General features: G+C 66.3%; 13 protein-coding genes and 5 pseudogenes. 6 read left to right on the forward strand and 12 right to left on the reverse strand.

Annotated features, from left to right (window positions below; genetic code table 11):
- Nucleotides 1–140: 140 nt before the first annotated feature.
- A complete protein-coding gene (locus tag ACV7NQ_RS40790) occupies nucleotides 141–989 on the reverse strand; it encodes a helix-turn-helix transcriptional regulator (protein WP_463364382.1) in 849 nt (282 codons plus the stop codon).
- Between the two features lie 100 nt (nucleotides 990–1,089).
- Here ACV7NQ_RS40790 and ACV7NQ_RS40795 point away from each other — a divergent pair, with 100 nt between their 5' ends.
- A complete protein-coding gene (locus tag ACV7NQ_RS40795) occupies nucleotides 1,090–1,818 on the forward strand; it encodes an SDR family oxidoreductase (RefSeq protein ID WP_463364383.1) in 729 nt (242 codons plus the stop codon).
- A 68-nt stretch (nucleotides 1,819–1,886) separates the two neighbouring features.
- Here the strand turns inward: ACV7NQ_RS40795 and ACV7NQ_RS40800 are convergent, their stop codons facing one another.
- Together ACV7NQ_RS40800 and ACV7NQ_RS40805 are read right to left on the reverse strand one after the other, a co-directional pair.
- Nucleotides 1,887–2,381 (reverse strand): Rossmann-fold NAD(P)-binding domain-containing protein, encoded by a 495-nt coding sequence (locus ACV7NQ_RS40800; RefSeq protein ID WP_463366142.1) that lies wholly within the window; start codon nucleotides 2,379–2,381, stop codon nucleotides 1,887–1,889.
- A gap of 85 nt (nucleotides 2,382–2,466) precedes the next feature.
- Nucleotides 2,467–2,829 (reverse strand): annotated as a pseudogene (locus ACV7NQ_RS40805) (NAD(P)H-binding protein); the annotation flags it as partial.
- Nucleotides 2,830–2,876: 47 nt separating this feature from the next.
- Here ACV7NQ_RS40805 and ACV7NQ_RS40810 point away from each other — a divergent pair.
- Complete coding sequence (locus tag ACV7NQ_RS40810; protein WP_463364384.1) at nucleotides 2,877–3,206, forward strand: winged helix-turn-helix transcriptional regulator; 330 nt, start codon at nucleotides 2,877–2,879, stop codon at nucleotides 3,204–3,206.
- Between the two features lie 110 nt (nucleotides 3,207–3,316).
- On the opposite strand, the gene fabG is transcribed toward ACV7NQ_RS40810, so the two are convergent.
- Entirely contained in the window at nucleotides 3,317–4,069 is a 753-nt protein-coding gene (gene fabG, locus ACV7NQ_RS40815; protein WP_463364385.1) for a 3-oxoacyl-ACP reductase FabG, read from the reverse strand.
- A gap of 43 nt (nucleotides 4,070–4,112) precedes the next feature.
- Nucleotides 4,113–4,302: pseudogene (locus tag ACV7NQ_RS40820) on the reverse strand (acyl-CoA dehydrogenase family protein); the annotation flags it as partial.
- A 91-nt stretch (nucleotides 4,303–4,393) separates the two neighbouring features.
- Between ACV7NQ_RS40820 and ACV7NQ_RS40825 the strand changes: the two are divergent.
- Nucleotides 4,394–4,786 carry a TetR/AcrR family transcriptional regulator C-terminal domain-containing protein gene (locus ACV7NQ_RS40825; RefSeq protein ID WP_463364386.1) on the forward strand — a complete coding sequence of 131 codons (393 nt, stop codon included), beginning with the start codon at nucleotides 4,394–4,396 and terminating at the stop codon, nucleotides 4,784–4,786.
- A gap of 11 nt (nucleotides 4,787–4,797) precedes the next feature.
- On the opposite strand, the gene ACV7NQ_RS40830 is transcribed toward ACV7NQ_RS40825, so the two are convergent.
- Nucleotides 4,798–5,436 (reverse strand): HAD family hydrolase, encoded by a 639-nt coding sequence (locus ACV7NQ_RS40830; protein ID WP_463364387.1) that lies wholly within the window; start codon nucleotides 5,434–5,436, stop codon nucleotides 4,798–4,800.
- 93 nt (nucleotides 5,437–5,529) lie between these two features.
- Between ACV7NQ_RS40830 and ACV7NQ_RS40835 the strand changes: the two are divergent.
- Together ACV7NQ_RS40835 and ACV7NQ_RS40840 are read left to right on the forward strand one after the other, a co-directional pair.
- Nucleotides 5,530–5,836: pseudogene (locus ACV7NQ_RS40835) on the forward strand (ArsR/SmtB family transcription factor); the annotation flags it as partial.
- Entirely contained in the window at nucleotides 5,751–5,951 is a 201-nt protein-coding gene (locus tag ACV7NQ_RS40840; protein ID WP_463366143.1) for a hypothetical protein, read from the forward strand. The pseudogene ACV7NQ_RS40835 and the gene ACV7NQ_RS40840, both read left to right, overlap by 86 nt.
- A 349-nt stretch (nucleotides 5,952–6,300) precedes the next feature.
- Here the strand turns inward: ACV7NQ_RS40840 and ACV7NQ_RS40845 are convergent, their stop codons facing one another.
- Entirely contained in the window at nucleotides 6,301–7,110 is an 810-nt protein-coding gene (locus tag ACV7NQ_RS40845) for a nuclear transport factor 2 family protein (protein ID WP_463364388.1), read from the reverse strand.
- A gap of 80 nt (nucleotides 7,111–7,190) precedes the next feature.
- On the opposite strand from ACV7NQ_RS40845, the gene ACV7NQ_RS40850 reads away from it, so the two are divergent.
- Complete coding sequence (locus ACV7NQ_RS40850; protein WP_463364389.1) at nucleotides 7,191–7,865, forward strand: TetR/AcrR family transcriptional regulator; 675 nt, start codon at nucleotides 7,191–7,193, stop codon at nucleotides 7,863–7,865.
- A 226-nt stretch (nucleotides 7,866–8,091) separates the two neighbouring features.
- On the opposite strand, the gene ACV7NQ_RS40855 is transcribed toward ACV7NQ_RS40850, so the two are convergent.
- The 5 genes and pseudogenes from ACV7NQ_RS40855 to ACV7NQ_RS40875 form a co-directional block, all read right to left on the reverse strand.
- Nucleotides 8,092–8,991 carry a hypothetical protein gene (locus tag ACV7NQ_RS40855; protein WP_463364390.1) on the reverse strand — a complete coding sequence of 300 codons (900 nt, stop codon included), beginning with the start codon at nucleotides 8,989–8,991 and terminating at the stop codon, nucleotides 8,092–8,094.
- Between the two features lie 151 nt (nucleotides 8,992–9,142).
- Nucleotides 9,143–9,953, reverse strand: a pseudogene (locus ACV7NQ_RS40860) (Tn3 family transposase); the annotation flags it as partial.
- Nucleotides 9,954–10,372: 419 nt separating this feature from the next.
- Nucleotides 10,373–10,789 carry a YybH family protein gene (locus tag ACV7NQ_RS40865; RefSeq protein ID WP_463364391.1) on the reverse strand — a complete coding sequence of 139 codons (417 nt, stop codon included), beginning with the start codon at nucleotides 10,787–10,789 and terminating at the stop codon, nucleotides 10,373–10,375.
- A gap of 204 nt (nucleotides 10,790–10,993) precedes the next feature.
- Nucleotides 10,994–11,218, reverse strand: coding sequence for a hypothetical protein (locus ACV7NQ_RS40870; protein ID WP_463364392.1), 225 nt, complete (start codon nucleotides 11,216–11,218; stop codon nucleotides 10,994–10,996).
- A 286-nt stretch (nucleotides 11,219–11,504) separates the two neighbouring features.
- A pseudogene (locus ACV7NQ_RS40875) lies at nucleotides 11,505–12,107 on the reverse strand (LLM class flavin-dependent oxidoreductase); the annotation flags it as partial.
- Between the last annotated feature and the right edge of the window lie 74 nt (nucleotides 12,108–12,181).

Below are 12,181 nucleotides of genomic sequence, written 5' to 3' on the forward strand. Positions count from 1 at the left end.
CCGCCGGGTCCGGTCGTGTCGGCACTCCCCGAGGGCGCTGTGCGGTCGGCTGTCGCACGATGGCGGCGACATCGAGTCACACGTTCCGACGACTGATCGTGCCGTCGCAGAACTCGCACACGTGCACGGGCGTGCTCGAATTACGTTCGCTCGGTGAACTGTTGGGTGCCGGTGATGCGCAGCAGTGCGAGGGCGGAGGCCGCGGGGGTGTCGGGTGCGGCGGAGTAGACGATGACGACCTGGTCGGTGTCCGGGACGAGCAGCGTGTCGCACTCCAAGACCAGTAGGCCCAGCTCGGGATGGTCGACCGATTTGGTCGCGCTGCGCCACTGCTCGGAGCGACGCTCGTTCCACAGTTGTTCGAATCGTGGGCTGCGCGCGCGTAATTCGCTGATCAGGCGGAGCAGGTCGAGGTCGTCCTGGTAGCGGGCTCTGGCGCTGCGCAGGCTGCCCACCGAGAACACGGCGGCGGTCGCCGCTTCGGCAGGGGCCATCGCCACGCGCCGGGGGCCGGTGCCGAGGAACTGCTGCCAGATGATGTTGCGCTGCGCCGGCGGCCAAGCGGAGAAATCGCCGAGCAGCGCTGCCGCCATCGAATTCCAGGCCAGCACATCGCCTTTCGCGGAGAGGACCAGCGTGGGCAGATCGTCCATTCGGTCCAGCAGCCGCAGCACGCTTGGCCGGACCACCATGGCGATGCGGCCGGCCTGGGGTGGTGCGGCGCCGGCGAACTGAAACAGCAGATCCCGGTCCTCGTCGTTGAGGCGCAGCGCGCGGGCCAATGCCGCGAGAACGGCGGTCGAGGGGTGCGGGCCGCGGCCCTGCTCGAGCCGGACCACATAGTCGACGCTGACACCGGCCAGTTGTGCGACTTCTTCGCGCCGCAGTCCTGGCACCTGTCTGCGGGATCCCGCGGGCAACCCGACATCGCGGGGCCGGACGCGCGAGCGGGCCTGCCGAAGCAGCTCGGCGAGTTCCGTGCGATCCATGCACCGATCATGCCGCAGCGGGGGAGAGACCGGGTGGGACTGTTGCTCCCAGGAGTTGCCAACCCTGGCGAGCTTCGGTGCCGCGGACGATGCTCGAATCATGAACGCGACGAACGACACCACAACCGCCCTGGTCACCGGGGCGAACAAGGGACTGGGTCGAGAGACGGTCCGCAGGCTGGCCGAACAGGGTTGGCAGGTCTTTCTCGGAGCGCGAGGTGCCGACAGCGGCAAGGCGACGGCCGCCGAACTCGCCGAGGCCGGACTGAACGTCGAATTCGTCCAGCTGGACGTCACCTCTACCGCATCGATCGCCGCGGCCGTCGAGGCGGTCGGGCAACGGACCTCGCGGCTGGATGTGCTGGTGAACAATGCGGGCATCGGCGGCACCCGAAAGTCCCCACCCGAGACCGAGGCGGCCGACTTCCGCGCGGTCTTCGAGACCAACGTCTTCGGCGCAGTTGCGGTGACCAACGCCTTCCTCCCGCTGCTGCGCGCCGCCACCCAGCCCCGAATCGTGATGGTGTCCAGCGGGATCGGCTCGCTGGCCATCACCTCCGACCCGACCCGCCTCGAATCCAGCCTGCTCGGACTGCCGTATCCGTCGTCGAAGACCGCGCTGAACATGATCACTTCGCAGTACTCGCGAGCGCTGCCCGGTATTCAAGTGAACGCCGTCGATCCCGGTTACACCGCAACGGATCTGAACAACAATTCCGGCCACCAGACCGTCACCGAGGGCACCGATGCCATCGTCCGGCTCGCCTCCATCGGACCGGACGGGCCGACCGGCAGTTTCTTCGACCGGTTCGGCACGGTGCCCTGGTGAACGCGTCACGCTGACCGAGACCGACCGAATTCTCCGATCGGCTCGGCGCGGCGCCAGGACAGCCGAACTCAGCGGGGCGCGTCGACCGAAATGGATTGGTACCCACCGGCTTGAACGGCGCCGGTGATGAGCGCTCGCACGTCATGGGGTTCGGTGGGTAGCAGTTCGAGCAGATCGGTATGGCTCGCCTCGAGCACGCCCGCGCCGATGTTCGCGAACAGCGAGAGCGCATTCGTGATCTGGTAGGGCTCCATTCCGAGGTGCTGCAAGGCAATTCGCGTGTCGAACAACGACATCGTCCGATAGTCCACCGATCGGCCCAGCGATTCGGTCAAGACTTCGGCGATGTCGAGCCCACCGATCGTGGCGATGCCCTCCAGTTCGTACACCTTGTCCGCGTGTCTGCTGCGACCGCCCGCGAGGAGGTCCCGGCTGGTCTCGGCGGTCACCCGCACCGCTACATCGGCGAGGTCTTCGCGGGCGACCTCCGAGACCCGCCCGGTGCCGAATGCGGCCGCGTAGACACCGGTTTCGGCGGCCGACGCCGCGCCCGCTGCGGCCAAGACCGACCGACACCTCGGCGTAGAGGCCGTTGCGCAGGATCGTCACATCCAGCGGTGCGGCCGTCAAACGTGTCTCGGTCCACCGGTGCGGTAGCGCGATGGTCATCAGATCGCCGGAACCCGCGAGGCTGGTGTAGATGACGTGCCGGACCCCGGCGGCCGTGGCGGCGGCGACTACTGCGCCGTGCCGGGCAACCACCACATCGTCTTCGGCGTATCCGGCCGAGATGAACACCAGTACGTCTACGTCCCGGAAGCCGTCGGCCAGGGTCGTGGGGTCGTCGAATTCGACCCGTCGGCTATCGACGCCGTCACCGGAGCGGCTGCCGCGATGACGGTGGGGTCGTCGAGCGCGGACAGCCCGTCGAAGACGAGGCCGCCGAGCGACCCGGAGATACCGGTTACAAGGATCATCGGAACACTCCCGAACGTTGCAGTTGCTGAACACGTCCCAGCATCCGCAGCTGTGGCGAGTACGACTGCGGGATCCGGGATGTGCTCGACCGGCTGGGGGATCGATGGACGGTGCTGGTGATCGTGGAGTTGAGCAAGGGGGTGCGCCGCTTCCGTGAGCTGGAACGAGCGATTCCGGGGATCTCGCAGCGCATGCTGACGCTGACCACCAAGCGGTTGTGCCGGGACGGGATGGTGGACCGGATCGCATATCCGACCATCCCGCCGCAGGTCGAGTATCGGCTCACCGAGACCGGACGCAGGCTCGCGCAGGCGATTCTGACTGTTGCCGATTGGTCACGAGATCACAAAGGCGCCATCGCTTCGGCTCGTCAGCGTTGGGATGCCGAGCATCGACCCGACGGTGCCTGAGGGCATCGGCTAGCGGTCTTGCTGTCGAATGGGCATGTCGTCGATCGAACGGACTCGACGTCACATTCGCATACCGGGCGGCCGCTCTCGTATTCGAGGAGGATGGCGGGTCAGCGGGCTCCGCCGTTGACGTACAGGGTCTGGCCGCTGACGTAGGAGGCCTCGTCGCTGGCGAGGAAGGCGATGACGGCGGCGACCTCTGCGGGTTGGCCGACGCGGCCGAGGGGAGTGTGCTCGGCGATGATTTTCTGGTGTTCCTCGGCGGTGAGGCCGATGCGGTTGGCGGTGGCGGCGGTCATTGCGGTGGCGATGTAGCCGGGGGCGACGGCGTTGACGTTGACGTTGTAGGGGCCGAGTTCGATGGCGAGGGTTGCGGTCAGGCCCTGGATGCCGGCCTTGGCGGCGGCGTAGTTCGCCTGGCCACGGTTGCCGAGGGCCGAGCGGCTCGACAGCGAGACGATCTTGCCGTACCGCTGGGCGACCATGAATTTCTGGGCGACCTGGGCGCAGTGGTAGACGCCGGTCAGGTTGACCGACAGCACCGCGTTCCAGTCGTCCTCGGAGAGTCGGAAGAACAGGTCGTCGCGGGTGATGCCCGCATTGTTGACGAGGATGTGTGGTGCACCGAGATCGGTTGCCAGATGGTCGAATACGGATTGCACGGACGCGCGGTCGGTGACATCGCAGATGTAGCCGCGGGCGGTGCCGCCTGCTCGCTCGATCTGCGTGAGGGTGTCGTCCGGAGCATTGCGGTCGAGCACGGCGACCACCGCGCCTTCGACGGCCAGCTTCAGCGCGGTGGCCGCGCCGATGCCCTGCGCCGCGCCGGTGACAACGGCGACCTTGTCGGTGAATCTGCTCATTGATCGTCCTCCTCGGTAGGTGTTCGGCCAGGACCCGGCGGCATCAGAATGCACTGATTCCGGTCAGAGCACGGCCGATCAGCAGCTTCTGGATTTGGCTGGTGCCCTCGTAGAGGGTCATGACCTTGGCGTCGCGCAGGTATTTGCCGACGGGGGAATACGTCAATGTAGCCGTAGCCGCCGAACACCTGCGGCGCGCGATCGGCGGAACGCACGGCGGCCTCGTGCGCGAACGACTACGCCTTGGACGCACCGCGGAGTCGCCGCGGCCGAGTTCCTCGAGCACCAGGCAGTAATCACGGATTGGCGTGGCGCACTGCAGACGTGGGCCGGGTCCTATCGCACGGCGCTGGCCGAGCATCCGAACCTGGTGCCCGCGTTCAATCGGGGGATGGGTCGTCGGCCGAATGCGCTGCGCAGGCCGATGCGGTATTCGGAGGATTGGTGGCTTCCGGGTGGCCGCGGCGGGAGGCGACCCAGGTGGGTGCGCTCATGCGGTTCTTCGTCACCGGATCGACACTGGGATCGTTCGCGGGCAGCTTCCTGGAGGACGCGGCGGTGTATCGGGGCAACTATCCGCATCTCGACGAGGCGCATCTGCTGTCGGGACGGCAGCGTGACATCGACGACGCCGCCTTCGAGACCGGGCTGCGGGCGCTGCTGGATGGTTTGACGCTGCGGTTCCAGTCATTGGAGGCCGCCGCGTCCGAGCGCTGAGCAACGCGGGGTTACGTCTCGGCGTCGGTGCTCTGCGCAACCGCGGTGTCGCCGAATCGGGTGAGCCAGTCCGGAAATTCGGTGAGATCGTCGAGCACCACATCCGCGCCCGCCGCCCGAAGTTCGTCGGCATCACACGGTCCGGTGGTGACCCCGACGGCGAACACGCCCGCCGCCTGCGCGCCGCGCATATCACCGGCATGATCGCCCACGAACAGGTCGGCTCGCTGTTCGCGCAGCACCCCGGCCTTGCCTGCCGACCACAGGTTTCCCGCCAAATGGTCAACGTGCCAACCCAATTCGACGACATGCAGCCTGGCGAGTGGTTCGTGCTTGCCGGTCACGATCAGTATCCGTCCGCCCCGCGCGGCCACCGCGGCCAGTGCCGCGTCGGCGCCCGGCAGTGCCGGAATTCTCGGTACGACGGTCGGATAGAACTCTCGGTAGCGGGCGACCATGGCGGGGATCAACTCGGCGGGGGCGCCTGAGTCGGCCAACAGCATGCCCAGCGGCGGGCCGAGTTGTTCGGCGAGTGCGGTTCCCTGAAGGGGAACATCGAACTCGGCGGCGACGGTGTCGATCGCCAGGGCGACGCCCGAACGCGAGTCGATGAGGGTCATGTCGAGGTCGAAGCCAACGGTCCAGGTCACCTCGTCGACCCTATCGGCTCGGATTTCCGCCGAACGGAAGGGCCAAACGATACAGAATGTTCTGAATACAGAATGTAATTTACTGTCTGACGTATGCGGACCACCGTGCACAACGAGGCGCTGATCAGATTCGGGCACGCGCTGTCGGATGCGACACGTACCCAGATCCTGCTGCGGCTGCGGGAGGCGCCGGGACATCCGGCCGACCTCGCCGACGCGATCGGGGTGCCGCGGCAGATTCTGTCGAATCACCTTGCCTGCCTTCGGGGTTGCGGGTTGGTCGTCGCAGAGCCGGGAGGGGCGGCGCAATCGATATGAGCTGGCTGATCTGCGGATCGGGCGGGCGCTGGAAGATCTGCTCGGACTGGTGCTGGCCGTCGATCCGGCGTGCTGCCCGGATGTGGCGCAGGGTGCTGCTGATGGCGCAGACGCTGGTGATGCCGATGCGGTCGGGGCCCTCCGAGCCGCAGCGGCGGCGGTCGCCTGGCAGTTCGGCGTCGAACTACGATCCGTGACTAGAAGTGCAAAGTAGCCGCGGCGCCATGAAGCGGTGCCTTGTCCTGGACGGGGCGGCGGCTCGCTGCACCCGACCGATACGCAATCGGCATGACTCTGATTGCTGTGTCCGGTCAGCAAACTGTTCCGGTTCCATGGAAGTGGGGGTTCCGGTAGCGCCGAAAATCCAACGAACTTCGGGTAACGGCTGGTCAACGGCGATGAATGGGCTGTGGCTCGCTGCGGCGGTCGGGTCGTAGGCGGAAACGATCTTTTTGCCCCATCGCACCGCGCGGTATGCGGCATGAGGCCGGTCAGCTGGACGCGCTCACCCGTACCACGTTCGGTTCCGTGCACGGTTTTCAGCCTTTACATATCGCGCCCCATGGCGGCTGCGTCCGCCAGGATGTTGACGTAGTCGCGCAGATGGGCGATCTGCCCGTTGCGCACGGTCAGCACAATGATGTTGGGAAGCGCGAAACCGCCGGTGGCTGTGCTAGTTCCGAGGGCTTCCTGCTCGACGATGATCGTGTCTGGATCGGTGGTGTCGTGGATGGCAAGGGTGCGGTACAGCTCGGACTTCAGTTGGTTGGCGTTCCACCCTGCGGCTATCCAGTTCACGATTTCGTCGCGGCCCTCGAGCCGGGATGGCAGGCCTGGGCGGGTGAACGGGAACTCATGCACCGCGTCGACGGCGTACAGGCGCCTCATTTCGTCGGCGGACTGGCTGATAGCGGCTTGGCGCCAACGCTCCAGAACCTCATGCGGACCAGCTTCTTGCTCGCCGAGCGCCGCTCGCCTGGCAGTCACCTTGCGGTAGCGGATCTTCCAGCCGTCGGGCTGGCGCGTGACGATGTCGTCGTAGACGACACTGCCGGCAGTCCCGTCGGCCTTGATGCCGATTCCTTTGGATTGGACCCGCGCCGCGCGATCGTCGATCTGAGTGATCACGATGTTGGTGACGTGATGGCCGACCGGGTTGGCATCGCCCAATGCGAGCGCGGCCTCACGCACAGCAGCGGTCCCATGCAACGAGCCGAGGCCGAAGTCGTCCAGGTCATAGGTGACATCTGGGGTGAACAGCTCACCCGCTCGGTCCAGCTCGCCCGCGTCGGTGAGGTGGCCGTGGAGATTGATCAGGTCGTTGATGTCGATCCGCTCTTGTTCCGTCAGCGCCATTGGGGTGGCCCTCCATGCTCGGGGTGAACCATGCCAGTAAAGTGAGGCATGGTCCGGTTAGGTGGGTACGGTAGCGGACTGTGTCCCCGGTTAGCAAGGGTGTGGTGATTGCGCTGGCAGGCCACGAATCGCGGTCGCGTGTGGGGCGTCCGAGGCGTGCAGACGCCCGGCGTAACTACGAGCAGTTGCTCGAGCAGGCGCGAATTGCGTTCGCCGAGTTCGGCGTGGACGCCTCCTTGGACGAGATCGCTCGGCGGGCAGGAGTGGCCAGCGGGACGCTGTATCGGCATTTCCCCGCTCGGCTGGATCTCATCGAGGCGGTGCTCGCCGAGCAGATGGCCGAGTTGGTCGACCTTGGTCGCGGGCTGCTGACAGTCGAGGACGAGTTCGACGCGTTGTCCATGTGGTTGCGTGCTTCGCTCACGCATGCCTTGACCTATCGGGGTCTGTCGGCCGCGGTGATGAACTCGGCGCTAGACCACGGGAATGGCCTGGTATCGACCTGGCATGCGGAGCTGTTCGAGGTCGGGGCCGCGTTACTGGCGCGGGCGCGGCAATCAGGCGTGGTCGTCGCCGATGCGGACGAAGCAGATGTGCTGAAGATGGTCGGCGCCATCGCCTGGGCCGCCCAGGACACCCCGGACAGCTCCGCTCGAGCCGGCCGCCTGCTCGCCCTCCTCATGAACGGACTACGTTACGGCGGCCTTCCGCATCAAGCTGGCGAAACTCACACAGCCCAGCCGAACATCACATGATCGGCGTTTTGGGATATTCGGGGGCGCGATAACCCACTGCGAGACTCGGATCAAAACAGCGTGTCGCGGGCTCGGGGTTCTGGTAGTAACGGGACCCACACCACAGCGCGGTAGGCGGCATGAGCGTGCGTGGTTGGCCGCAATGAGCGACTGTGCAGTCCGACGCTCAGGTCTGCCCTCGGGGGTGACGGATGAACAGACGGTCGGCGGGCGCGAGTGGAGGTGGTCAAGCATCGCGGGATTGTCGTCTCGGTGCAGCCCGCCGGCGGCCGTCGCGTCTAGGCGGGCACACCAGGGCGGGCCAGCGTGGCGTGTGGCGCAATTGCGAGCGCTCCGTGGCGATCATGCCGGGTGTCGCCCATCGGGTGAGGTGGTCCCATGCCGAGGCCATGTCGGGTTCCAGGATGAACAGCCGGCCATCGCAGCGGGCGAGTTGCGTTTCGTATCGGTCGTTTTGGATCTCCAGCTGCCAACCCGGCCACAGCCGCGGCCAGTCGGAGCGCAGACCGGTAAGTTCGCGAATGGTCCACACCATCGCATGCCGCGCACCCAGGTCCAATTGCAGTCCACTGGTGGGTGGATATGGCAGCTCGGTCACCAGACCGGTGGGGGGCAGTGCGGTCGCCAGCGTCGCACCGATCCCGAAGGCGGAGTTTTCGTCGTTGTACAGGTGGTACGCCCGTACCGGCGCACCAGGCTCGACAGCATGTGTAACGAGCAGGGAGTCACACGGATTGTCCGATTCGGGGTCGACGTAGACCGGTGACCTGTCGTACCAAGGCCCGCTGAATGTTGGCCCTGGACCGTAGTTGTCACCGCGGTACCGAGTTCCGAGATACCGCACGATGTCGTCCATACCTTCGTAGGCCCATTGGAGCTCCCATCCCGGCCATGCTTGTGCGAGCAACGCATAGTATGCGGCGCGGTAGGCATATTGCAGCTCGCCTGAACTCGGAGTCAGCACGTCCCACCACGACATGTCCAGCCGCCCGGACAACGCAAGCACCCGACGTCGCACATCGATCAGCACCACGGCTTCGCACCAGGGGTCGAAGTCCTCGACCGACTCCTCTGCCCGAGCCCGCCGAATCGTGTTGTCCGGCCCCACAAGCAGGAGCGGACCCAAATGCCCGGCAGCGTGCGACCCGCAATACATCGTCGCTGTAGGTCCGTCGACAATCACGAAGTCGGCGGGGGATCTCACCCATCTGATGGTATGCATTCCATGCCACACCAGTACAAGGCAATTCACGATAGGCAACCGGATGTGGGCGTGATCAGAGGAGGGTGTCGCGGACCCGCAGCGGCCGGTAACCGGTAGGGCCGAGTTGTGCGAGTTCGGCGTCGATGTCGACCTCGATGGCACCGAAGAAGTTGATGTTCTCTCTGTGGGCTGGGGAGATGTGGGCCAGGACTTCGTCATCGATACGCCGTCCGGTACGTCGCATCTGCTCGATCGCGAGCCCGTAATACTCTGTGGTCCAGGCGATTACCGAGTTGGTGGCCAGGGTCAGGCACCACGCTTGTTCGGTCTGGGCTTCCAGGTGCCGGGCCCGGATCATGCCTTCGTGGGCGTAGAGCAGGTCACGGCGCAACGCATGCAGGGATTCGCCCTTGTTGAGCTGGCGGGCGATCTTGCGCCGATAATCCGGATCGGACAAGTACTTCGCGGCGTAGATGGTGCGCCGCAGCGCCCCGTACTCCTCGAGCGCGGCGGCCAGTGTTGTGCCGCCCGGAGCCGGACAGCTTGCCGACCAGCAGCGACGCGGTGGTGTGCCCAAATTTCAGCGACCCGGCCAACCTGAGCAGGTCGTCATAGTGCTCGGCGATCAGATCCAGGTTGCACCGTCGGGTCAGCAGCGGCCCCGCGTGCGGGAACCGGGACTCCGCCTCGCCGCGCGGGCCCGGCCGATACAAGGTGATCCGCCCCAGGTCCCGGATGCGCGGCGAGAGTTGCAGCCCGAGCAGATCGAACAGGCCGAAGTTCACCAAGATAACGTCGTGCGTATCGGTGGCGGGCTCGGTGATCGGCAGATCCGTTGCGTTGCCGAGGATTTCATCGAGCACATAGTGCGCTTCGCGCTTCGTTGTGCGCCAGATCGACCGGGGTGTCCGGGGTGATCGTGTTGCCCTTCTCGGGACGATTGAAGGTGATCCGCGCGATGCGCCCGTCGCGCTCGTAGGTCAGGGTCGGGTACTCGCGTTCGCCGCCGGGCTCCGGACGATGCTGCTACGGCGAGTCGGAGGCGTCGGTCCAGTTCTCGTACCAGGCGGCCGGGTGCCCGGATGATTGGTGTAATCAGGCTGATTCACGTGGAACTCCTGGTGCACTCGATGCGGCGTTTCGGGCGCAGCAGGCAGTCGACTGGCAGCGCTGCGCTGTACGCACAATGGCATCCGGCGAATTTCGGGGCCCGCTGGGGTGCTGACGGCAGGTGGAAGCCGAGTACCCGCAGCTGCCCTCGGTGCGCCGTTGCATCGAGTGCAGCCGCGGCCGCCGTCGAGCGCTAGACGGCGCCCTGTTCGAGCCCCGCGTCGGGGAAGGAATGATGTTCGTGCACAACGACCCAGCGCCCGTTCTGCTTGCGCAGCCCGAGGGTGAGGCGTAGCCGTTTGGCCGGGTCGGCGGCGAAGTCCTCGGCGGTGCCGCACAGCAGCAGGGCGTAAGCGAAGGCGACGTCGCCGGAGGCCGCGACCTCGAGGGAGACGATGTCGAAGGTCGCGCCGTGGGCCTGCCAGTCGAAGAAGCCGGGCCAGACGTTCCGATAGGCGTCGATACCGCGGACGCCCTCGTGGGGCGGCGGCACATCGAACATCACGATGTCGGGGGCATGGTCGGCGAGGACACCGTCGAGATCGCCCACGTGCACCGCGGCGGCCCATCGCTCGATCAGGATCCGGATCTGTTTCTCGTCATCGGACATAGGGTTCGTTGTCCTTTCCGTACGGCCCCGAGGGTGGGTGGCCGTGCTCTTGCCAGAGAGCGTGCCGAAATCCCTGGTCGTACGCAATGAATCGGGGACGGTCGCAACGAATTCGTGCAAGATCCCAATTGCCGAAAGATCGCCCGCTACCGCTCGGCCGACACCACCTCGGTGGTGGTGACCGGTTCGGCCAGTGCCGAGCGTTTACGACTGTAGCCCAGGTAACGGCAATGCCGACGGCCACGGCGTAGGCGCTGCCCGGGACCGGCACCATCGCCGCGAGTTCGCTGTACCAGAGCGCGCGACAAGCACGCAGACCGTTCCGGCGAGCACGAACGACAGCACGATCGAGGGACCGGCCTTCTCTGCGGCGGTCACCCCGGTGATGACGAAGATGCCCGCGCCGACGATGATGATGCCCACGCCCATGGCGGTGAGATCATCCGGGCGAGGCTGCGTTTCAGGGTGGCGGAACCGGCACCGAGAGTGCTCGCTTCATCGGGGAAGCGGCGGCGCCACCGCCGCGCTGGTGCGCTGGTCATCGACTCCCTCTGGACGAAAAAATGGTCTGTCGAGTCGGCCCGAGGGAGCCCGACTCGACAGACCATTTCTCGTCGCAACAACGCGGGCGTGGTAACTGGGGTGTTGCACTGTGCGCTGACACGCACCGCATGCGTCGACGCGTGGCGCGAATATCCGGTCGTCGAGACCGAGGTCAGCTGCTCGAGGACGCCGCGAACGGGGTGGCGCTCACCGGGGCCGCCTTGCTGACCGGGTTGCGCCACAGGCCCTTACGCTCGAGGATGGGCAGCACTCCTTCGCCGAACCAGTACGCCTCCTCCAGATGCGGGTAGCCCGACAGGATGAAGTGCGAGATGCCGATCTTCGAGTATTCGATGAGGCGCTCGGCCACTTCCTCGTGCGAGCCGACCAGCGCGGTGCCCGCGCCGCCGCGGACCAGTCCTACGCCCGCCCACAGGTTGGGTGCGATCTCGAGCCGGTCGGTGCTGCCGCCGTGCAGTTCGGACATGCGGCGCTGGCCCTCCGATTCGCTGCGCGCGAGGCTGGCCTGCACTCGCTCGATGTCGGCCGGGTCGATGCCCTGCAACAGTCGATCAGCCTCGGCCCATGCACCCTCGGCGGTGTCGCGGGTGATGACGTGGATGCGCAAGCCGTAGCCGAGGGCGCGGCCGCGTTCGGTGGCCAGCCCGCGGATCCAGTCCAGTTTCCTGCTCACCGCGAGTACCGGCTCACCCCAGGTCAGGTAGGTGTCGGCGTATTGGGCGGCCACGGGCCCGGCGGGTGCGGACGAGCCGCCGTGCCCACCGGCGACCAGGCCGCGGGAATCGCCGTAGGTGGGGAGGAACCAATGGAATGACAGACTCATTCGGA

Source organism: Nocardia sp. Tas62D01, from assembly GCF_055232035.1.